This window comes from Bacillus sp. SRB_8, from assembly GCF_003264205.1.
Taxonomy (GTDB): Bacteria; Bacillota; Bacilli; order Bacillales; family Bacillaceae_G; genus Bacillus_A; species Bacillus_A mycoides.
Genome location: NZ_NADT01000026.1, coordinates 333,832 through 352,840 on the forward strand (window position 1 = coordinate 333,832; position 19,009 = coordinate 352,840).

The following is a 19,009-nucleotide window of genomic DNA, read 5'->3' on the forward strand; positions in this document are numbered from 1 at the left end:
AAGCATGTAAGATTTCACTGTTTTGCAGGTTTGAAAAAATGAAACAAGAATTAAATGAATGGAACTGCATGTAATAATGGTTCATTCACGTTTTTTGTTTTAGAAAGGGAGGAAAAGTATGAAAAAATTAGCTTGTTTACATGCTCATCATTCAAATATTGAATACATTGACCGAGCATTGCAATCTTTTGGAATCGAAATACTCCATTTTGTAGATCCCATCTTATCACGCATATTAAAAAAAGATTGCGATTTTGAAAAAGAACAAGCACGGAGTAATTTAAAAGATATTATAAAGTATATAGCCAAAAGTGATGTAGATACACTTTTATTAACTTGTACAGATTATATTACGCTATTAGATGAGAATTTCAAAATAGACATACCTATATTGAAAATTGATGAGCCATTTTTTGAAATGATTTGTCATATTGAAGAGCCACAAACAATACTTTTTACAAATAATCGTACGGTTTCAGGAACGATGGAACGTTTAAAACAATACGCTCGGCAGAATAATAAATCCATACATGTAAAAGTAGAAGTGATAGAAGGGATATTTGAGTTAATTATGCAAGGTCGTAAAGAAGAGCATGATGTTAAATTAGAAAAGTATTTATATGAAATTATGAAAGGTAGAAACGAAATGCTTTCAGTTGCACAATTATCTATGGTAGACGCTACTACAAGGGTAGAAAATATAATAGGAAGGAACATAATAAATCCGTTGAATGCGCTTGTGGAGTATTGTATACAGAGTGTGAATGAACAACCGTGTGAAAAATAAGGAAGAGGATGTTTTTTATTTTAAAGAACATCAATAAAATTTCACATACCGTATTTAAAAAATAAATATAGGAAAACCAAAAAATAATGTAGAATATATCGTACATACATATATGAAGTGAACATAAAACATAAAAGAGGTGGGCATATGTTACTTGAAGAAGTAATGCAGCAACTAGAAGAGTATGGGACAGAACAAACTCGTAAGACGTATAAAAACCACGGAGCGAAAGAGCCGTTATTTGGAGTTAGTTTTGCAAATTTAAAATTGTTGAAAAAGAGGATAAAAAAGGATCATGATTTAGCAATCTCATTATGGGAAACGAAAAATATGGATGCAATGACTTTAGCAACGATGATTTTAGATCCGAAGAAACTAACGTCAAAACAACTAAATAGATGGGTTCAGGATGTTGATTACTATTGTTTAATGGACGTTCTTATGACAGCTATATGTACGTCACCAATCGCAATAGAAAGAATGGAAGAATGGACGAAGTCTGATGATGAATGGATTGGAAGAGCAGGTTGGTCTTTATTAGCAAATATAGCGATTAAAAATAAAACGTTACATGATGAATTCTTCACTCCGTATCTAGAAGAAATTAAAGCAAATATACATAATGAAAAAAATAGAAAAAAAGAAGCGATGAATAGTGCTTTAATCGCGATAGGGATTCGAAATGAAGCTTTAGAGCAACAAGCAATTGAAATTGCACGTGAAATTGGAAAAGTAGAAGTTGATCATGGTGCAACGTCATGCAAAACACCAGACGCAGAACCGTATATAAAAAAAGCGAGAGAAAGAGCTGAAAAAAAGAAAGTGAAATAAGAAAAGGGGAACGGTTATGAAACCAATGGAAGCGGCACAAAGCATAATTACATCACAATTTTCGAATTGTGATGTTGCTTTACTAGGGGGAAGTGTTGCTAGAGGAGAGGCTACAAAAACATCTGACCTTGATATTGTAATATTCGACCAAAGTTTGTCATCTTGTTATAGAGAATCTTTCTATAGTAATGGCTGGCCTGTTGAAGTATTCGTACATAATTTTGAAACGTATAAAACCTTTTTTAAAAGTGATTGTGAGCGTGGGAGACCTTCATTACCTCAATTAGTTTCAGAAGGGATTGTGCTAAAAGGAAAAGATGAAATTGTAGAGATACTTAAAAGAGAAGCGAATGATTTATTAAATAAAGGACCAAAAAAATGGACAGAAGAAACGATGAAGCAGAAGCGTTATTTTATTACGGATACTTTGGATGACTTCATTGGTGCAACAAAGAGAGAAGAAGAATTGTTCATTGCCAATTTATTAGCTGATTTAGTACATGAATATGTTTTAAGAGTAAATGGTCAATGGCTTGGAAATTCAAAATGGTTTATTAGGGTGTTAAGAAGGTATGACGAGCAATATGCAGAACATTTTGTAGCGGCTTTTGATCATTTTTATAAAACAGAGGAGAAAAATGAATTAATTACTTTTGTAGAAAACACGCTAGATCAATACGGAGGAAGAATGTTCGAAGGATTTTCTATAGGGAAATGAAAAGGGGATAGCAAAATGAATGTACCATTCGTTCAATTAAGAGAATTGACACAAGACGATGTAGAAGATCGATATCAATGGTCATTAGATACAGAAGTAACAAAACATTTAGTTGTACCAGATCAATATCCACCGTTCACTCGTGGCGATACGAGAAGATGGATTGAAGCATGCATAAGTCGAAAGAATGGTTATGAACAACGAGCTATCGTTACAAAGGAAGGTATACACATTGGATGGGTAGACCTAAAAAACTTTGATAATACAAATAAAAATGCTGAACTAGGGATTGCAATTGGAAATAAAGAATATTGGGGTAAAGGATATGGAATGGCGGCCCTATACAGTATGTTACAAATCGGTTTTTCTGAATTCAAATTAGAAAAAATTTGGCTACGAGTAGACGAAGATAATTTACAAGCTAGAAAGAGTTATGAAAAAGCAGGATTTGTTTGTGAAGGAATAATGAGAAATGATCGGTTACGTAAAGGGAAGTTCATTCATCGCTATCGTTATAGTATGTTAAAAGAAGAATATCAATCTTTATTTAATAGTCTATAAAAATGTTATGTAAACTAAAAGGGGATGGGGAAAATGATTCGATTACTTACGAAAGAAGATGCGGAAAAATATTGGGACTTACGTTTACAAGCTTTACAAGTAAATCCAGAGGCATTTGTAACAACTTATGAAGAGGCGATTCGCCAGGAAAATCCTATTAAGCGAGTGGAAAGTAATTTAACAGCTACTACTAGTCGTACATTTGGTGCATTTAATGAAGAAAATCATTTAGTTGGAGTTGTCACTTTACTAACAGAAGAGAGAGAGGCGTATAAACATAAAGGTCATATCGTTGCGATGTATGTAGATGCACAAAACAGGCGGAACGGATTGGCACGTGAGTTAATAACAAATGCCATTCAAAGAGCGCGAGATATAAAACTAGAGCAATTGACATTAGGTGTTGTATCTACAAACGAACCAGCAAAAAAATTGTATGAATCAATGGGCTTTAAAACGTATGGAATTGAAAAAAGAGCTATAAAGGTGAATGGTGTGTATAGTGATGATGAAAATATGGTGTTGTTTCTTTAAAGGAAGGATATTATCATGAAAGATCTCCATTTAGAAAAAGATATGAACCCCAACGTGGCAATTTTGTATGCAACGGTTACTGATACATTTAAACGATTGCAAAGGTTAGTCGAAGGTATTGAAAAGAACGAACTATCCTATAAAGGGTCTGAAAATAATGAAAATAACATTGGACAGCTACTTCAGCATTTAGCAGTAGTCGATTTACACTGGGTGTACCGTTTAAAAGGAGAGGGAGTTCCGCCTGCACTTGAAAATAAATATGGACCAATGTTGAATGAAATGGGAAAATTGCCTAGTTTAAGAAAGTACAAATTACAAGAATTAATGCAAGATTATGAAGCTGTGCAACATATGTTTTATGAGGAATGTATGAAACTAACAGAAAATGATTTAACACGAGAAGTTTTTTATGAAAAGGGAGAAAATGCGACTATAAGGTGGGGAATATGGCATATAGCCGATCATAATCGGTACCATCAAGCTCATATTAGTCGATTACGAAAGTTATATAGAAGTAGACCGCATGTATGATTAAATTTTTGAATATTAATTATATTCATTTTGTTATATAGTAGAAAAAGAAACTATATAAGGGGTTTTATAATGAAAGCTAGTGCAGTAGGGATATTGGCATCGTTTTTCTTTGCCTTTACCTTTGTGTTAAACCGGTCGATGGACTTAGGGGGCGGGAGTTGGATTTGGAGTGCATCACTACGGTATTACTTTATGGTTCCAATGCTACTACTTATTGTCATGTATAGAGGGAATTTAAAACAACTCTTGCAATATATGAAAAACAATCCGAAAGAGTGGTTGTTATGGAGTATTGTAGGGTTTGGTCTCTTTTATGCACCGCTTAGTTTCGCGGGTGCGTTTGGACCGGGGTGGCTTGTCGCTTCGACTTGGCAAATTACAATAGTTGCAGGGATTTTGTTAACACCATTTTTTGCGGTAGACCCATTACATAAAAAACTTCCAATGAAAGAATTAGTAATGTCAGGCATTATTTTATTCGGTGTTGTTCTTATGCAAGTAGAACACGCTTCTTCTTTAGGGATTCGTGAAACCATTTTATGTGTGGTTCCTGTACTCATTGCTGCGTTTGCATATCCACTTGGAAATAGAAAAATGATGCAAGTATGTAAGGGCGAATTAGATGTCTTCCAACGAGTTCTCGGTATGACATTAGCAAGTTTACCATTTTGGTTTTTACTATCTGGTTATGAAGTATCAACAGGCGGACTACCGTCAAGTAGTCAAGTTTTCCAATGTTTTATTGTAGCAGTTAGTTCAGGGTTAATCGCAACGGTATTATTCTTCTTTGCGACAGATCTTGTAAAAGATGATCCTCAAAAATTAGCAACAGTCGAGGCGACACAGTCTGGTGAAGTTTTATTTGCATTAGTAGGAGAGCTGCTCTGGTTATCGGCTCCAATTCCGTCTTCTTTATCGTGGGTTGGAATGAGTCTTGTAATTGTCGGAATGATACTTCATAGTTATGTAGCTGTAGTTGTGAAAAAAGAAGAGAAAATAACGGCATAAAAAGATTAGCTCTTTTTCAATAAAGAGCTAATCTTTTTTCATGAGAAAGGATGGAGAAAGGATGTTACAACGTGTTGAGTATTTAGAAATAGATCCCATTAAAAAAGTATTAAAGCATGCGACCGGTCCGAGTGAAGCAAGCTTATTTAAAGCAGTTTCAATGTATAAAAATGATCAGGCAGTGCTATATAAATATGGGAATAAGGGTTGCATAGGTATAGCGCTAATTCATACAAATAGAGCGAGAATGTGTCACATAGCTGTTGATGAAAAATATCGCAATCAAGGAATTGCACTTCAAATGATTAAAGAAATAATTAGGGAATATGAGTTAACATATATTGAGGCTGAGACAGATACAGAGGCAGTCGGTTTTTACAAGAAATGTAACTTTAAGATTGAAAGTTTGGGTGAAAAATACCCGGGGATAGAAAGGTTTAATTGTTATTTAGAGAATGAATAAAATAAATAGCTCATCATTTGTGATGGGCTATTTCATATTAGTATAAATTAAGATTGCTAGATTGAAAGTTTTTGATTGTGTTCACCTTTCTATATTAATTTTAAATAAATACACCATAATTTAACTGTTTCCGATATGATAAGAACGATAGGTCTATAGTAATCTGTATGATTATGTTAAAAATTAAGAAAAATATGATAATATATGTATGTATTAGTTTAAAGCAAAATGGGGGAACAATCGTGAAAATGAATGACATAGTGGCGAATACACAATTTCCAAATACAATCGAAACAATTACAAATGATTTAAAAGCATTAGGGATAGAAAAGGGAATGACAGTTATTGTACATTCTTCATTAAGTTCAATCGGTTGGATATCAGGCGGTGCAGTTGCCGTAGTAGAAGCGTTAATGAAAGTTGTTACAGAAGAAGGAACGATAATTATGCCGACGCAATCTTCGGATTTATCCGATCCAAAACATTGGTCAAGACCACCTGTACCAGAAGAATGGTGGCAAATTATTCGGGATAACGTCCCAGCATTTGATCCACGTATAACACCAACAAGGGCAATGGGAGAAGTAGTTGAATGTTTTCGTACATATCCGAATGTATTGCGCAGTAATCATCCACTCAGTAGTTTTGCAGCATGGGGGCAACACGCAGAAGAAATTACAGCGAATCATTCACTTTCCATAAGTTTTGGTGAAGAATCGCCATTACGAAAAATATACGATTTAGATGGATACATATTATTACTTGGTGTTGGTTATGACTCTAATACGTCTATACATTTATCTGAGGTACGTACAGGTGCACGCGAGTTAATAAAGGTAGGAGCACCTATTATAGAAGAAGGTGTAAGAGTATGGAAAGAATTCGTTGAAATGGATTACGATTCTGATACGTTTGTAGAAATCGGAGTTGAATATGAGCTTAAAGGAACAGTTACGCGTGGGAAGATAGGGAATGCGACGTGCCGTTTTATGAGGCAGCGTGATGCAGTTGACTTTGGAACAGAGTGGTTTCGTGCGAAAAATCAATAAGGGATGGTTATTATGCAAGGGAAAAAAGTATTAATTACGAGCGGCGGCTGCCTAGAAAAATGGGATCAAGTACGTGGACATACAAATTTAGCAAAAGGTACGATTGGAAGAATTATTGCGGAAGAGCTAATGACAAAGGGCGCACATGTAATATATTTGCATGGCTATTTCGCTGAGAAGCCAATGGATGTAAATAACCAATTAGAATTGCACCCATTTGAGGGGATTATTGATTTACAAGATAAGATGAAAAGTATTATTACACATGAAAAAGTAGATGCAGTTATTATGGCTGCTGCTGGCTCAGATTGGGTTGTCGAAAAGATTTGTGATCAAGATGGAAATATTCTTAATATGAACGGAAAGATTTCAAGTGACATCGCTCCAATTATTCATTTTCAAAAAGCGCCAAAAGTATTAAAACAAGTAAAGAGTTGGGATTCAGAAACGATACTCGTTGGCTTTAAACTTGAAAGTGACGTAAATGAAGCAGAACTTATTGAAAGAGCAAGTAAAAGAATGGAAGATGCAAAAGCAAGTGTAATGGTAGCAAACTCACCGCATTCTTTATATTCTCGCGGTGCTGTGCATCACGTTATTGGACAAGACGGTAATGTGAAGTTATGTAATGGGAAAGATGAAACTGCAAAAGAAATTGTCAATATGTTAGAGCATTTATGTAATCGTATCACTGCGATGTAAATTTAAGCTTTTAGAAAGAGATGCAGTCGCATAGTATGTAATGGAGTTAATATTAAATTAGTGGGGGAACTTAGCCCCCACTAATTATTAAATTGAGTCAATGGAATAAATAGGCCATTAGCTGCTCGTAAATGTGTAATACATGATATATGCATAATGAACATTTTGTGAGGAGTGGATTGTATGGAACATTTATTAAAGCAAGCTATTAAACTTAGAAATGAAAAGAAATATGCGCAGTCTAGAGAGATACTTATAGGATTAACAAACTTTACGAGGGATGCAGAAGTACTATATCAATGCGCTTGGATACATGATGTAATGGGTCTTGAAACGGAGGCGGTTCCGTATTATGAACAGGCAATTGCGAACGGACTTGATGGTGAATCCCTTTGCGGTGCGTATATCGGTCTTGGCAGTACGTATCGTTGTATAGGGGAATATGATAAAGCGATTACTTTATTAGAAGCAGGGATAAAGAAGTTCCCGGAAAATGACGTGATGAAAGTGTTTTTATCATTAGCAAAATATAACGTAAACGAACATGAAGAAGCGATGAAATTACTGTTAGAGACAGTTGTGAAAGTAGATGAGATAAAAGAATTTGAACGTGCTATTTCATTTTATAAAGACCATTTAAATGAGGTTTTTGAATAGAGGAGAGAAGGAATGAATCCATCAATTTCACGAAGGAAAAAAGGCATTTGGATTGGACTCGTATCTTTAATTATGTTATCAAACTATTTATTGTATGCCCTGCCAATAGTGCCAGCTGCCCCGAAAGAAGTAGTCCTCGGTTCATTATTAGATTTTATGTTTGTAATTCCAGTCATCACATATTTCTTTATTATACGGAAAAGATATTCGTTAACGTATATGTTTCCTGTAGTTATAGCTGGATATGTATTCGCAAGATTTATAATTCCTAGTGATTATTTACAAGCTTTTTCATTTGTTTCGTATGTAATAGTTGCTGGAGAAATTGTGTTCGTATGTTTTGAACTGTTTCTTATATATAAAATTATAAGAGTACTTCCTAAAATAATAAAACGATATAAAGAATATAGAAGTGAGTATTCTTCATTTTCTTATGCGATTGATGCAGCATTTGATGCTAATATGAAGAGAAGTAAGACAGTAAATATCATTCTAACAGAGTGTAAATTACTCTATTATGCTTTTTTATCGTGGCGTGAAAAAGTATTAGAAAGTGAATCCACATACTCATATCATAAAAAGACCGGTGCAATAGGTGTTTATATCATGATTATTCATGCAACATTAATTGAAAGTATCGGTTTTCATTATTTACTTCATCAATGGAATCCAGTAATAGCTTGGGTTTTACTCATCTTAAACATATATGCGATGTTTTATTTTTTAGCTGAAATACAAGCGATGCGTAAAAATCCAATTATCGTTGCGGAAGAAAAAGTGATTATTCAAATTGGATTAGGAAAGAAAATCGTTATATCATTTACACAAATTGATAACATTGCGTTTTATAAAGGCGAACCTTTAAAGAAAGAAGAAGAGAAAGAGGTTCTTGACGCAACTGTTATGGAATTTATAAAGGAACCTCCAACTTTTGAAATAACGTTAAAAGAGCCAATTAAAGCGCAGTTGTTATATGGATTTTCTAAAACAGTAAGTCGTATTCACTTAAATGTAGACGATGAACGGAAATTTTATGATGTAGTTAAGGGAAAGTTAAAACATGAGTAAAGCTCCTAAATATCATCGTGCGTTTGGTGTATATGGAGTTTGTATTGAAAAAAATAAAAGACCATATATGAATTGTGGTTAATAAAATAGTAGTAGTTCATTAACTCCTTCCATTATAGAAGGAGTTTTTATGATGCGGAATACGGTATACTTTCTTAATCAGGAGCGTAAAGGATATAATTAAAAACGGACTATATGATAAAAGGGGTAACTAAAAAATGAATTGTTTACGTACATTAAGGATTGAAATTATAGAAAGAAAAATACGTTATGATTCTACAACTGTAGATCACGTTTGTTTATTAGTAGAAGCACAACCGAAGAGAATCGTACTATTTCATGAGGTACAGTACCCTTTTACTATGACAGCAAACGAAATAAAATTAACTATTCCTAAAGGTAGTTATACAACCGCATATTATTGGGAAGATCGTCCGTATAACCTATACATATGGAGAGATGATGCTGGGCATTATTTAGGGTCATATTTTAATATCATAAAAAACACACATGTAGGAAATGAGTTAGTAACATTTGAAGATTTAATCATTGATATTATGGTTCTTCCTAATGGTGAGTATTTCATATTAGATGAAGTCGAATTACCTGAGTCATTAGATCAATTTGAAAATGGTTATGTGAAAGAAGCTCTTAACGTATTAACGGATACAATTCATGTCTTCTTACCTCAAATGATTTTAGAAACGGAGACTATATTTAAACAGAAAGAGATTTTTTCTACATGAAAAATAAAAAAACTCGCAGCTTACTAGCTTGCGGGTTTTCATCGTAAACTATTAGAAAATATGATAAAATTAAGAGGTAACTTATGGTACGGTTGGTTGTTCAATTATCACTTCTCCAAAGTAGGAGGGGGGTGATAATAAGTGAGTGAAATTGCGTTGTTATTGCAAGGTGGACTGTTTCTCATTGCATTGTTAACGTTTATTGTCGTCTTAATTGACAAGCTCAAAAAATAACAACCCACCTATGCCTATAGAAAGTGGGTTGTTGTGTTTGTACGAAACAAATAGGATAAATGAACAATCCAATCTGCTAAGTTACGTGGACTAGTGTGTAGCCGCACACTAGTCTTTTTTATTTATATACAGGTTTTAATTGTTTTATGTGATTGTATTGTTCTTTTCACACTCATTATAACACAGTGTCTTTTCATGAAGAAAGGAGACCGTATGTTCCTATATGGATTAAATAGAACGTGTAGTTTCTTTAAATAGCCCATCCATATACTGTTTTAAACTTTCCACAAAAAATCCTTTTTTGTCTACATTATTTACGCCGACAATTGGTGATGGAAGATTGTATCTTTTTTCTGATAAATGAACAACAACATCAAAAATATCAAATAGGCGAATGAAGCAGAATAGACCGTCTTTATCACTAAGTAAAATAAAGTAATGGTTTTCGCTCGTTGTATTTAATGTATTCCATAAAGAGCTTTTGCTTAAGTCACGAACGATACTCTTTTCCTTTAATTCCATGAAATCGGCATTTAATAGAATGGTAGAAATATCAATCGCATCTGGATCGTCAAAGTAGCCATCAATTGTTTGTACAGCAAAAGTATAAGCCATTTTTAATACACTCATTTTATATTTACGGTTATCTAAAAGCAATTCACGTTGAATAGAACTAGCTACTTTTGTTACGCGCTCTTCTTTCCAAATTTCATTATGTAATGAAATATCGTGCTTTTTACATAGTTTCATAATTAATGCATTGGAATAAAGTATCTCATCACTTACTTCGACTACATCTGTCTCAGCGGCTGCTAGCTCCTCACCATGTTCATTCGTATAGAGAGGGGAGTCGATTTGTTTTTTCATTTGCTCAATCTTATATTGACTTAATTTATGTCTAATTAAAGGACGGTCAATATTTGTTGTCATATGTTCATGACAGGAATCACAAATTGAGTTTATGAAATAATATCCACATAATATCTCTGGAATGACATATTGTTCACTAAGTTCTTTCGTATCTTTTCTGCAAATGATGCATTGTGTCATATTTATCACCTTTACCTGCAAATTTGTCTGTAATCTCATTGTAGTGTATTTAATGGGATTTTGGAATATTGTAAAGGAAAATATTATGTGAAATCTAAGTTTAATTTGGTACAATGAAGAGAAGTGCTAGTTTAAAGGAGGACGTTTTTTTGAAATCGAAAGTGCACTTTTGGACATTAGAAGTGCTGATGGTTGTAGGAATTATATTTATTTGCACAAAAATATCGTTTCTATTTCAACCGATTGGTATCTTCATATCAACATTATTTTTCCCAATTTTAATCGCGTTATTTTTATACTTCATATTTAACCCATTGTTAGTCTTTTTGGAGAATAAAAAAGTACCTAGAGGTTTAGCGATCTTACTACTGTACCTTTTTATTATTACATTAACTGGAGTTGCTATTGGAGTAGTCGTTCCAACCATCTCACAACAGTTAATGGATTTAGTAAAAAATATGCCGACTTACATAAAAGAGGGAAAAGTATACATACAAGATCTATCCCATCATAGATTATTTGAATGGCTATCTACACAAAACTACGTTTCCATTGAGACAATTGAGAAAAATGCAATTGAATACTTAAAGGAAATACCAAACACACTTACGTCGAGTGCAACGGCTTTATTTGGTATTATCACGAACGTGGCGTTAGTTATCTTTACAGTACCGTTCATTTTATTTTATATGTTTAAAGATGGACATGCATTTCCAGGAAAAGCTGTTAGTGTATTACCAGAGTCTTACCGTGAAGAAGGACTTCGTATCATAAAGGAAACGAACGAAACATTATCTGCATATATTCAAGGTCAAGCGCTCGTTTGTATGTTTATTGGTGCCTTTACATTTACTGGTTATTTAATCATCGGTTTACCGTATGCTTTCGTTTTAGGAATTATCGCAGCATTTACAAATATAATTCCGAACTTAGGTCCATTTATCGGAGCAGCACCAGCTGTCATTATAGGTCTGTTCGTATCTCCGATGCAAGCTCTGTACGTAATTATTATAGTAACAATCGTACAACAGTTTGAAAGTAACATCATTTCACCGCGTATTATGAGTTCAAAATTAAATATCCATCCGTTGACAATTATCATCCTTATTTTAGGGGTAGGTAATTTCGCGGGAATTATCGGAATGATTTTAGCAGTACCAGCTTATGCGGTAACAAAAACAGTTGTTTCGAACTTAGTGAGATTGTTTAAGACGAAACGAAGTAAACGGAAATAGAATATGTTGAGAAAGATACACCGCTTAATAAAAAGGGGTGTATCTTTTATTTTTTAGTGTATGAAATACATATTATTATTATATATTTTTACATATCAAATCAGGCGGTGAATTTTTGTTAAATAAACTTTATCCCGCTATTTGTGGGCAGTAAAACTCCCACCTCAAAATTCAGGTGAAGAAAAAAGAAGTTAGGTGGGAGATCAACTGCGCGTAAACGCCCGATTGGTGAGAGCTAATAATCAGTGGGGGATGAACAAACCCCCCCACTGATTAAAGTTTCACTTTATAAACTATGTGGAATCCCTCTGAACTATCCAAATCATTTCTTTACACCGCGTTATTAACATCATAATCGACTCCTTTCATTTCTAATATAAGTTCAAACAATTATAGGTGAGTGTAGTACTTGCTTCTACGATCACGAATTTCATCTATAATCTTTTTATACTGTTCCTCTTGGTTTACTTCATTTGCAGATATAGTGTCTTTTTGAATCGTAATGGTTAAAAAGAAAAGGTGAAACCTCATACATGAATTCCTCCTTTCGAATAGGAATTACAGGTGACTACAATAATGACTTTGTCGTTCTTTTACGTTGTACATAGCCTGCTCAATTTGTCGGTCATGAAGCATATCAGACTCAGACAGTTTATTTTTTTGAATGGTAATCGTTAAAAATAATACTCTGAATTTCATTGGATTTTTACCCCTTTATAATTTATTTAGTAAAGACGATTGTAATAAGAGGACTGGCGCTCTTTCACATCATCCATAATATTTTTAATTTGTTGTTCACGAGAAATTTCATCTTTTGAAAGTTTACGCTTTTGAATGGTAATCGTTAAAAAGAAAGCTTTAAATTTCATTAGGATATTACCCCTTTATAATTTATTTAGTAAAGACGATTGTAATAAGAGGACTGGCGCTCTTTCACATCATCCATAATGTTTTTAATTTGTTGCTCACGAGAAATTTCATCTTTTGAAAGTTTGCATTTTTGAATGGTAATCGTTAAAAAGAAAGCTTTAAATTTCATTAGGATATTACCCCTTTATAATTTATTTAGTAAAGACGATTGTAATAAGAGGACTGGCGCTCTTTTACATCATCCATAATATTTTTAATTTGTTGTTCACGAGAAATTTCATCTTTTGAAAGTTTGCGTTTTTGAATGGTAATCGTTAAAAAGAAAGCTTTGAATTTCATTAGGATATTGCCCCTTTAAAAAATATTTTTAATACATTTGTGTATAATACGAACTTTTAATGTCCGTTATTTTATCCATAGTTTGTTTTAATTGTTGTTTACGAAAGATTTCAGCTTCAGATAACGTTTTTTTCTGAAGTGCTGTCGTAAAAAAGAAAATATGAAAAGTCATAGACGAATTCCTCCTTTCGAAAAGGAATTACAGGTGATCGCAATAAAGCACTTGGCGCTCCTTAACATCATTCATAGCTTTTGTAATTTGCTCATTATGAAGAATTTCAGCTTTGGAAAGTGTATTTCTTTGAATCGTAATACTTAAAAACAATACGCTAATAGTCATCGAATGTTGCTCCTTTCTTTAAAAAATAATGTATGAGACTAAAAAATCGCACGAAAAAGCCACAGGAAGATATCGTTCTCCTATGGCTGGGCGTGAAAAAGCCACAGGAAAGTATACGACCTCCTGTGGCGAATTTATGAATTAATAGAAATAAAGTACGATTTTCAATTCTCCGTTAGGGTGGTCGAATTCATATTTAATTGTCCGAAAAACACAGGTGCAGTTAACGCTAAAGTTAAAGCATGTAATTGTAATTTCATCATTTCCTTCGACCTCCTTTTAGAATATTTTTCTTACGTTAGTAATTATATACAATTAATGGATAATTGTAAACATAAAAAGTGAAAATTTTTAATTTTGATTAAAATGCGTATATTTAAAAGGGCTTTTTAAAGGATACATTGTATGGATTGGATAATAAATAGAACGTGGGGGTGTCTAATGAAGTATATGAATAGAATAGCAGGTGTTATGCTAACAATTTTATTAGTTGTTACTGCTTGTTCTAATGGGGAGCAAATAAAAGAAATATCACATATTGAACCTGGGGCTTTTAAAAAATATATGGGGACATACGTTGGAAATAATTCCGATGTGTTTGCGATTGTTAAAAACTTACCTGGTGGTGAAACAGTTCAAAGTTTAAATTTAGAAAATGAAAATATTAAAGTGGAATATGGTGCAAAAGAGAATGGAAATCTTACAGAAGAAATGATTGAGACGTATTGGTTTGATGGGAAGGATACGATGAAGAAGAATTTACTCTTTAATGCTATTTATCTTGCAGTTTTAGTACCGAATGCGAAAGGGTATGAGTTTCAGATTGAAAATCAAAGTTTTGCATTAAAAAGAGAAGAACTTTTACCCATACTGTATAAAGAATTTAATGATTTGCCAAAGGATGATCTTATATGGAATAAGGGAATCGTAATGAATTTCTTTTACGGTAATCAAGAAAAAATAGAAAAGCTAGTTAATAATAAAGATTTTCGAAAGCAATTTTTTAATGAACATCCTGTGCGGGAATCTAAGTGATATGGAGGAAGATGTGGTTATTTAACGATTGAAAATACGGACATTTTTTAAAGGGAGTCATTCAGTATCGAATGATTCTTTTTTTGATGAAAATTATGGAAAAAAATATAACGTTGTGCTATGGTTAATTACATAAGTAATGAACCTATGAACCTAAGGTGGTGAAATCGTGAAACCTACTCTAGAACAAAATAAGTTAATATACATACAAATTGCAGAAACAATTGAATCTGATATTTTAAAAGACATATTACTTGAAGAAGAACAAGTTCCGTCGACAAATCAATTTGCGAAGATGTTACAAATTAATCCGGCTACAGCTGCAAAAGGAGTAAATCTACTAGTAGATGAGGGGATTTTATATAAAAAGAGAGGGATCGGGATGTTTGTTACAAAGGGAGCAAAAGAAGTCGTACTAAAAAAAAGACAGCATGTTTTTATGACCGAGTATTTACCTAAAGTGTGGGAAGAAGCAAAAGTACTAGAAATATCAAAAGACGAATTGATGGACATGATACACAAAATTACGAAGGAGGGGAAAGAGGGATGATTGCACTTGAAACGAAAAACTTGTCTAAAAAATATAAAAAGAAATTAGCTGTTAACGAAGTAACTATTTCATTGGAAGAGCATAAAATATATGGTTTGCTTGGAAGAAACGGAGCGGGGAAAACAACTTTATTAAACATACTCGCAGGTCAGATTATTTCAAGTAGTGGAAGCGTATCTGTATTTGGCGAAAATGTTTTTGAAAATAGAAAAGCGATGCGAAGCATTTGTTTTGTTAGAGTGAAAGAAGAAGCGCATTTAAGTTATAAAGTAAAAGAAATTTTTAAGTTATGTAACATGTTTTACAAAAATTGGAATCAGAAGTACGCTGAAGAACTGGCAGGTAAATTTCAGCTTAATATGAAAGAGAAATATCATAAATTATCACACGGAATGCAAACAGTGGTAGGGATTATTCAGGGCCTAGCAAGTAGGGCACCAATTACAATTTTTGATGAACCAACTACTGGTTTAGACGCAGCACATCGCGAGTTATTTTATAGTTTACTATTAGAAGATTACGGTGAGTATCCTCGAACAATTATATTATCAACACATTTAGTAGAAGAAGTAACCCATGTTATTGAAGACGTAATTATCATAAAAGAAGGAAGACTAGTTGTTCAATCATCGGTGGAAGATTTATTACAACAGGGGCATATAATTTCAGGAAAAAAAGATAAAGTAGATGCGCTTTCGATTAATAAAAAAGTTATAAATCGAGAAGTTTATGGAAATAAGGGCATTGCTGTTATATGGGAAGAATTTACTAATGAAGATTATTACTCTCTTGAAAAAGAAGGATTAGCAGTTGATGAAATTACATTACAAAAACTATTTATTCACATAACTGGTGGTGAAGTGAAATGACGATGTTAATGAAGCAGTTGAAGTTACATATAAATTTTCATTATAAGGCATTTATTATATTTTGGATTGCAGTATTACTTATAAAAGGAATAACAAGTGTAATGGATTTAAAAGGAATAAAGGAAGGGTTTTTACAACATATTTTAAGTAATCCTTCGATTGTAATTATATTTTTTATAGTAGTAAGCACCTTCATTATACAGGATGATCTGTTTCATTTAGCTGTTTCGTTTGGAGTAACGAGGTTACAGTTTTTCATTGGATCAGTTTGCTATATTATATTACAGGCTGCGGTTTTCTCATTCCTTCAAGTGATTCTTTTACAAAATACATTGTATAGTACAGCTAATACTAGTTTAGGAGAACACTCAGTAAAACAGTTTATTGTACAACTATTATTGTATGTTACAATAGCAACTTTCTTTCAAGTAGCAGTAGTAATTAAGAAACGGTTTAAGTGGATTGGTCTTATGGTAGGGGGAACACTTTTTATATCATTGAATAGTGTGCTTTATGGAGAAGTAGGAATACAGGATTTAAATTCTACATCTAATCTATCTTTAATAGATATTCCATATTTTACTGTCATTTCAATTGGATTAACTGTCGTCTATATCGTGACTAGCGGTATATTCATTCGAAAAGTATCATTTGAGCAAACGATTTAAAGTGTAATTAAATATATACTTTGGGAGAGAAGGAATAATAAATGGGAGATACTTCTTCACTAATAACCGTCTTTTTATGCGTAGCACTGCTAATTTTTTGGCGACGATATCGTTCTATGTATAAGCCGATTAAGGGAACGGGAAAACGTATTTTGTGGCCATTACTATTTTTAACACCGGGTATTTTATTGTTTTTTGGTCCAGTACATCCAGCTATATTACAGGTGACTATAGCAGCATCCATTGGGGTGATTTTCGCAATCCCACTTATATTTCTAACAAACTATGAGCGAAGAGAAGACGGAAACATTTATACGAAAAAAAGTGCTGCCTTTTTAATTACTTTTATCGGAATTGTTATTTTAAGATATAGTTCAAGACAATATATCGTTGGCTTAGATCCGCAAATAATTGGTTTATTATTTTACGTCGTTGCGGTGTCTTATATTATTCCGTGGAGAATTGCTTGTTATATAAAATTCAGGAAAGTTTGGCGCGGGAATAGTAATCATGTGATATAAAAATAAAAACTTCTCATTTGAGAAGTTTTTATTTTTATGGGCTATTTGCTTGTAATACAAGTTTCGAAACATCTTTAACAGAACCTATTTCATATGCCCTCATACGAGCATTTACTGCACGTTTAAATTGCTCTGTTTGAGGTGTCGCTCCTGTAACAGTTGGGAGAAAACATAGCACAGAGTTAGCAACTGAAATAGCGAAGGATATTCCTAGTTTTCATGAGAAGTTAAATTGTGTAATTGATAGAATTAGTGTGGAACGAATTGGTGAGAATGGAGAATCAATTATTGAATTTGAAGTACCATTGCAAAAAGCTGACAAAAGTCAGCTTTTTTATTTCGAACTATGAAGTAAAGCACCAATTGCACCACTATAACCGCCGTCTTGTAAAAAGACTGGTATTTTGTTTTGATATTCTGTATAGCTACTAATAATATTTTGAAGATGTACGTTATTACATAGAGTAGAACCGATGTAAATGATATGGTCAATATTTTTTGCTTCGGCGAATTGAAGACTTAATGCTGTGACGACTTCACCGACAAGTCCTTGAACGGTAGCTAGTATATCTGAACTACTATAATTTGAGTCTGTAATGGTCGCTTTTCCGAAATTGCTAGCAGTTAAGTTATTATCAAGAGGGGAGAGAATCCCGCCATAAATATCTCCAACTGTAATATCTAGACTGTTTCTTGAACCAATTTTCGTAAGCGGAATCACGTCTTCAAAATGATCTATATTTGTTAATAGTTTTGAAAGACCCATAATAGTACCACCGCCAACTCCAGTTCCACCAGCGCGAACATATTGCTTGTCGTGAACATAGTGAATGGAAGTACCTGTACCGATATTTGTTAATACAAAGCTGTTTATAGCACGTTTTTCTTCTTTTAGTATGTATCGTACTCCTGCTAAAGTAGCTTCAAACTCGTTTAATTCTACTATTTTATATGAACTTGAAAGGAGTTGTTCTAACTGTGTAGCTTTACCACCTGTAATGCATAATTGTGTAATTGAATTATTATTATGAAGCCATTCTTTAATTCTTTCATGTTCATATGAATAAAATTTTTCAAAAACTAATTTGTTCATTTCGTTAAAGTAAGCAATTTTTGTTAATGTTCCCCCAGCATCAATACCAACAACATTCCGCATTTCCCTACCCCTTACTATGTAATCTGTTTAATCAGCTTGATATATTAATAGCTTTTCAATGGTAACGATTGATTGACCGTTTACAGAGGCAATTCCTTTCCCAAGAACAAAACCTCGTCTGTTACGTGTTAATTCATAATGTAAGTCAAGTTTATCACCGGGATACGCATTTTCATGAAATTCCACCCCATCTAAAGAGGAGAGGAAACCAAGTCCTTCAGATTCACCTGTACTTACAAAAGCACTAAGTTGAGCCAGTGCTTCTACAATTAGCATATGAGGCATATAGTTTTGATTTTCATTAATAAACCACTCGTTATTTGTGATCAGTTTGTATCCTGTAGCTGATTGAGATTCTTTAACGTTTGTAATTTTATCAATCATTAAAAATGGATAGCGATGGGGAAGAGTATCTTTAATATTCATATCGTACCTCCAGGAATAATAATACCCCTGCTAAAGTTAAGCAGGGGAGTTATTA

At 33.2% G+C, this 19,009-nt stretch carries 31 protein-coding genes and 1 pseudogene; 21 read left to right on the plus strand and 11 right to left on the minus strand.

Annotated elements, in window-relative coordinates:
* Nucleotides 1-118 precede the first annotated feature (118 nt).
* The 14 genes from B5P40_RS23440 (at nucleotide 119) to B5P40_RS33095 (ending at nucleotide 9,895) form a co-directional block, all read left to right on the plus strand.
* Nucleotides 119-787 (plus strand): hypothetical protein, encoded by a 669-nt coding sequence (locus B5P40_RS23440; protein WP_113709995.1) that lies wholly within the window; start codon nucleotides 119-121, stop codon nucleotides 785-787.
* 147 nt (nucleotides 788-934) lie between these two features.
* A complete protein-coding gene (locus B5P40_RS23445; protein ID WP_012261143.1) occupies nucleotides 935-1,618 on the plus strand; it encodes a DNA alkylation repair protein in 684 nt (227 codons plus the stop codon).
* A 16-nt stretch (nucleotides 1,619-1,634) separates the two neighbouring features.
* Entirely contained in the window at nucleotides 1,635-2,336 is a 702-nt protein-coding gene (locus B5P40_RS23450; RefSeq protein ID WP_063225791.1) for a nucleotidyltransferase domain-containing protein, read from the plus strand.
* 15 nt (nucleotides 2,337-2,351) lie between these two features.
* Nucleotides 2,352-2,897: a GNAT family N-acetyltransferase gene (locus B5P40_RS23455; RefSeq protein ID WP_113709996.1), complete on the plus strand. Its 546-nt coding sequence runs from the start codon at nucleotides 2,352-2,354 to the stop codon at nucleotides 2,895-2,897.
* A gap of 33 nt (nucleotides 2,898-2,930) precedes the next feature.
* On the plus strand, nucleotides 2,931-3,431 hold the full coding sequence (locus B5P40_RS23460) for a GNAT family N-acetyltransferase (RefSeq protein WP_113709997.1): 501 nt from the start codon (nucleotides 2,931-2,933) through the stop codon (nucleotides 3,429-3,431).
* Nucleotides 3,432-3,446: 15 nt separating this feature from the next.
* The gene (locus B5P40_RS23465; RefSeq protein WP_002127841.1) at nucleotides 3,447-3,965 is read left to right on the plus strand and encodes a DinB family protein; all 519 of its coding nucleotides are present in this window, start codon (nucleotides 3,447-3,449) and stop codon (nucleotides 3,963-3,965) included.
* 72 nt (nucleotides 3,966-4,037) lie between these two features.
* Nucleotides 4,038-4,976, plus strand: coding sequence for a DMT family transporter (locus B5P40_RS23470; RefSeq protein WP_113709998.1), 939 nt, complete (start codon nucleotides 4,038-4,040; stop codon nucleotides 4,974-4,976).
* A gap of 61 nt (nucleotides 4,977-5,037) precedes the next feature.
* Nucleotides 5,038-5,439: a GNAT family N-acetyltransferase gene (locus B5P40_RS23475; protein ID WP_012261139.1), complete on the plus strand. Its 402-nt coding sequence runs from the start codon at nucleotides 5,038-5,040 to the stop codon at nucleotides 5,437-5,439.
* A 248-nt stretch (nucleotides 5,440-5,687) separates the two neighbouring features.
* Nucleotides 5,688-6,488: an AAC(3) family N-acetyltransferase gene (locus B5P40_RS23480; RefSeq protein ID WP_125930143.1), complete on the plus strand. Its 801-nt coding sequence runs from the start codon at nucleotides 5,688-5,690 to the stop codon at nucleotides 6,486-6,488.
* 12 nt (nucleotides 6,489-6,500) lie between these two features.
* Nucleotides 6,501-7,190: a phosphopantothenoylcysteine decarboxylase domain-containing protein gene (locus B5P40_RS23485; RefSeq protein ID WP_002165585.1), complete on the plus strand. Its 690-nt coding sequence runs from the start codon at nucleotides 6,501-6,503 to the stop codon at nucleotides 7,188-7,190.
* Nucleotides 7,191-7,373: 183 nt separating this feature from the next.
* The gene (locus tag B5P40_RS23490; protein ID WP_002013416.1) at nucleotides 7,374-7,847 is read left to right on the plus strand and encodes a tetratricopeptide repeat protein; all 474 of its coding nucleotides are present in this window, start codon (nucleotides 7,374-7,376) and stop codon (nucleotides 7,845-7,847) included.
* 12 nt (nucleotides 7,848-7,859) lie between these two features.
* Nucleotides 7,860-8,915: a hypothetical protein gene (locus B5P40_RS23495; protein WP_113709999.1), complete on the plus strand. Its 1,056-nt coding sequence runs from the start codon at nucleotides 7,860-7,862 to the stop codon at nucleotides 8,913-8,915.
* A 218-nt stretch (nucleotides 8,916-9,133) separates the two neighbouring features.
* Nucleotides 9,134-9,661, plus strand: a complete 528-nt coding sequence (locus tag B5P40_RS23500) for a ribonuclease FAU-1 family protein (RefSeq protein WP_078176533.1) — start codon at nucleotides 9,134-9,136, stop codon at nucleotides 9,659-9,661.
* A 141-nt stretch (nucleotides 9,662-9,802) separates the two neighbouring features.
* Nucleotides 9,803-9,895 (plus strand): putative holin-like toxin, encoded by a 93-nt coding sequence (locus tag B5P40_RS33095; protein ID WP_001289318.1) that lies wholly within the window; start codon nucleotides 9,803-9,805, stop codon nucleotides 9,893-9,895.
* Nucleotides 9,896-10,123: 228 nt separating this feature from the next.
* On the opposite strand, the gene B5P40_RS23505 is transcribed toward B5P40_RS33095, so the two are convergent.
* Entirely contained in the window at nucleotides 10,124-10,945 is an 822-nt protein-coding gene (locus B5P40_RS23505) for an HNH endonuclease (protein WP_000189680.1), read from the minus strand.
* Between the two features lie 149 nt (nucleotides 10,946-11,094).
* On the opposite strand from B5P40_RS23505, the gene B5P40_RS23510 reads away from it, so the two are divergent.
* Nucleotides 11,095-12,180 carry an AI-2E family transporter gene (locus B5P40_RS23510; RefSeq protein ID WP_000837889.1) on the plus strand — a complete coding sequence of 362 codons (1,086 nt, stop codon included), beginning with the start codon at nucleotides 11,095-11,097 and terminating at the stop codon, nucleotides 12,178-12,180.
* Nucleotides 12,181-12,570: 390 nt separating this feature from the next.
* Here the strand turns inward: B5P40_RS23510 and B5P40_RS23515 are convergent, their stop codons facing one another.
* From B5P40_RS23515 to B5P40_RS23545, 7 genes are read right to left on the minus strand one after another with little or no spacing between them, the layout of a single operon-like run.
* Nucleotides 12,571-12,711, minus strand: coding sequence for a YrzI family small protein (locus tag B5P40_RS23515; RefSeq protein WP_113710000.1), 141 nt, complete (start codon nucleotides 12,709-12,711; stop codon nucleotides 12,571-12,573).
* 27 nt (nucleotides 12,712-12,738) lie between these two features.
* On the minus strand, nucleotides 12,739-12,879 hold the full coding sequence (locus tag B5P40_RS23520) for a YrzI family small protein (RefSeq protein ID WP_000672237.1): 141 nt from the start codon (nucleotides 12,877-12,879) through the stop codon (nucleotides 12,739-12,741).
* Between the two features lie 26 nt (nucleotides 12,880-12,905).
* Nucleotides 12,906-13,049 carry a YrzI family small protein gene (locus B5P40_RS23525; protein WP_002013394.1) on the minus strand — a complete coding sequence of 48 codons (144 nt, stop codon included), beginning with the start codon at nucleotides 13,047-13,049 and terminating at the stop codon, nucleotides 12,906-12,908.
* 26 nt (nucleotides 13,050-13,075) lie between these two features.
* Complete coding sequence (locus B5P40_RS23530) at nucleotides 13,076-13,219, minus strand: YrzI family small protein (RefSeq protein ID WP_002035179.1); 144 nt, start codon at nucleotides 13,217-13,219, stop codon at nucleotides 13,076-13,078.
* A 26-nt stretch (nucleotides 13,220-13,245) separates the two neighbouring features.
* Nucleotides 13,246-13,389 (minus strand): YrzI family small protein, encoded by a 144-nt coding sequence (locus B5P40_RS23535; protein WP_002013394.1) that lies wholly within the window; start codon nucleotides 13,387-13,389, stop codon nucleotides 13,246-13,248.
* Nucleotides 13,390-13,417: 28 nt separating this feature from the next.
* Nucleotides 13,418-13,561: a YrzI family small protein gene (locus B5P40_RS23540; RefSeq protein ID WP_000142704.1), complete on the minus strand. Its 144-nt coding sequence runs from the start codon at nucleotides 13,559-13,561 to the stop codon at nucleotides 13,418-13,420.
* Between the two features lie 27 nt (nucleotides 13,562-13,588).
* Complete coding sequence (locus tag B5P40_RS23545; RefSeq protein WP_000156202.1) at nucleotides 13,589-13,729, minus strand: YrzI family small protein; 141 nt, start codon at nucleotides 13,727-13,729, stop codon at nucleotides 13,589-13,591.
* 441 nt (nucleotides 13,730-14,170) lie between these two features.
* Between B5P40_RS23545 and B5P40_RS23550 the strand changes: the two genes are divergently transcribed.
* The 5 genes from B5P40_RS23550 to B5P40_RS23570 all read left to right on the plus strand — a co-directional run bounded on the left by B5P40_RS23550 (nucleotide 14,171) and on the right by B5P40_RS23570 (nucleotide 17,372).
* The gene (locus B5P40_RS23550) at nucleotides 14,171-14,764 is read left to right on the plus strand and encodes a DUF4825 domain-containing protein (protein ID WP_002035178.1); all 594 of its coding nucleotides are present in this window, start codon (nucleotides 14,171-14,173) and stop codon (nucleotides 14,762-14,764) included.
* Nucleotides 14,765-14,933: 169 nt separating this feature from the next.
* Complete coding sequence (locus B5P40_RS23555) at nucleotides 14,934-15,314, plus strand: GntR family transcriptional regulator (RefSeq protein WP_000805181.1); 381 nt, start codon at nucleotides 14,934-14,936, stop codon at nucleotides 15,312-15,314.
* The gene (locus tag B5P40_RS23560) at nucleotides 15,311-16,183 is read left to right on the plus strand and encodes an ATP-binding cassette domain-containing protein (protein WP_113710001.1); all 873 of its coding nucleotides are present in this window, start codon (nucleotides 15,311-15,313) and stop codon (nucleotides 16,181-16,183) included. The genes B5P40_RS23555 and B5P40_RS23560 overlap by 4 nt, the downstream gene beginning before the upstream one ends.
* On the plus strand, nucleotides 16,180-16,851 hold the full coding sequence (locus tag B5P40_RS23565; RefSeq protein ID WP_113710002.1) for a DUF4052 family protein: 672 nt from the start codon (nucleotides 16,180-16,182) through the stop codon (nucleotides 16,849-16,851). Before B5P40_RS23560 ends, B5P40_RS23565 begins: the two co-directional genes overlap by 4 nt.
* Nucleotides 16,852-16,892: 41 nt before the next feature.
* Nucleotides 16,893-17,372: a CcdC family protein gene (locus B5P40_RS23570; protein ID WP_033729220.1), complete on the plus strand. Its 480-nt coding sequence runs from the start codon at nucleotides 16,893-16,895 to the stop codon at nucleotides 17,370-17,372.
* Between the two features lie 34 nt (nucleotides 17,373-17,406).
* On the opposite strand, the gene B5P40_RS32925 is transcribed toward B5P40_RS23570, so the two are convergent.
* Nucleotides 17,407-17,550 carry a hypothetical protein gene (locus B5P40_RS32925; protein ID WP_181462960.1) on the minus strand — a complete coding sequence of 48 codons (144 nt, stop codon included), beginning with the start codon at nucleotides 17,548-17,550 and terminating at the stop codon, nucleotides 17,407-17,409.
* Here B5P40_RS32925 and B5P40_RS23575 point away from each other — a divergent pair.
* Nucleotides 17,525-17,722, plus strand: a pseudogene (locus B5P40_RS23575) (hypothetical protein); the annotation flags it as partial. The gene B5P40_RS32925 and the pseudogene B5P40_RS23575 overlap by 26 nt on opposite strands.
* Here B5P40_RS23575 and coaW read toward each other — a convergent pair.
* Together coaW and B5P40_RS23585 are read right to left on the minus strand one after the other, a co-directional pair.
* Entirely contained in the window at nucleotides 17,707-18,528 is an 822-nt protein-coding gene (gene coaW / locus B5P40_RS23580) for a type II pantothenate kinase (RefSeq protein WP_002127820.1), read from the minus strand. The pseudogene B5P40_RS23575 and the gene coaW overlap by 16 nt on opposite strands.
* 27 nt (nucleotides 18,529-18,555) lie before the next feature.
* The gene (locus B5P40_RS23585; protein ID WP_002127819.1) at nucleotides 18,556-18,954 is read right to left on the minus strand and encodes a 3-hydroxyacyl-ACP dehydratase FabZ family protein; all 399 of its coding nucleotides are present in this window, start codon (nucleotides 18,952-18,954) and stop codon (nucleotides 18,556-18,558) included.
* Nucleotides 18,955-19,009 lie beyond the last annotated feature (55 nt).